This is a genomic window from Pseudoalteromonas sp. SG44-1 (genome assembly GCF_014164315.1).
In the GTDB taxonomy this organism is placed as follows: Bacteria; Pseudomonadota; Gammaproteobacteria; order Enterobacterales; family Alteromonadaceae; genus Pseudoalteromonas; species Pseudoalteromonas rhizosphaerae.
This window is the reverse complement of the sequence record NZ_JACJEW010000182.1, coordinates 1-1,185: the sequence shown is the minus strand read 5'-3', so window position 1 is coordinate 1,185 and position 1,185 is coordinate 1. Positions and strand designations below refer to the sequence as shown.

Genomic DNA, 1,185 nt, shown 5'->3' with positions numbered 1-1,185 from the left:
ATTGCTTAGTTCATAATATAGAAAAGCTGCAAAACACGATGCATTAATAAAGGTAAGCTGCTACCTCTCCAAATAAGCCACTTAAACACCTGTCATACCTTCCAAAACGCCCATTAAAGCAACAGTAAATCCTCTTTTTATATTTCACGTAAAATCGAAGTAACCGATTGAATCAAAATAGGAACTCGGCTATGGTTAATACATCAATAAAAATAAATTAAAAACGAGTTATTCTACAGCCTCGTTAGCTTCTTTTTGGAGAGCACATGGAATTACCCAAATTCAAGTATCACCCTGACCCAGTTGGAACGGGTGCAATTGTTGAAACTAATGAAGAATGCGAATGCTGCGGTCTTTCAAAAGGCTACAAAGCTGAATCAACAATTTACGCAATAGATGAGATAGAAATTATCTGCCCATGGTGTATATCAGATGGCTCTGCTGCAAAAAAGTTTGATGGCGAGTTTTCGGATTCACATCCTCTACTATCAAATGGTATTGATAAAGAAATCGTCAAAGAGGTATGTGAAAGAACTCCAAGTTTCATTTCTTGGCAGCAAGAGCGGTGGTTATCTCATTGTAACGACGCATGTGAATTTCATGGTGATGCTCAAAAGTCAGACTTAGAATCACTGGAAGGCGAGCAACTAGAAGCCTTCTTAAGAGAAGAATATATTTCTAAAGACCTTTGGCCTAGTATTGTTCATTCATATGTTCCGGGCAATAATCTTGCAGTTTACAAATTTAAATGTAGGCATTGTGGTCAAAATAAATTCTACACAGACTGTGACTAAAGCTAATCGGGTAGCCGGAGGTCTCTAACCTCCCTCCACACTACCCATCATGCACTTTTCATTAACAGGAAGTGCTATAGGCGGTTCATCTCCCGTTATCAATATTGATCCAAATATCTTTCAATGACACTAAACCTTGTGAAGCTAAATAGTTATTGCTCAGCGCAATGTTAATTCCTTTTGTTTTTGAGCTTCGACAAGGGTCTTCGCTTCCAAGCGCCTACTTTTGGTATGGTGATACCGCATGCTATGGCCAGTCGCTCACGGAACAAAATTGACACCCATTATAAATAAATGCTGAAGTCATCAAACTTAACCGTGCAAAAAACTGCCTGCCCGCAATTACTCTTCGAGGAAATGTTGTTTGTAATAAATAACGTGACTAATGTCC

The 1,185-nt window shown here is 38.6% G+C and carries 1 protein-coding gene; it reads left to right on the top strand.

The genetic code is table 11. The annotated features are described in order from the left end of the window. Window positions 1-266 precede the first annotated feature (266 nt). Window positions 267-794, top strand: a complete 528-nt coding sequence (locus tag H5187_RS23625) for a CbrC family protein (RefSeq protein WP_182798483.1) — start codon at window positions 267-269, stop codon at window positions 792-794. The last annotated feature ends 391 nt before the right edge of the window (window positions 795-1,185 follow it).

What these genes read in the sequence shown, in the direction of transcription:
- H5187_RS23625 (WP_182798483.1), top strand. Translation starts at nt 267, where the DNA reads ATGGAATTACCCAAATTCAAGTATCACCCTGACCCAGTTGGAACGGGT.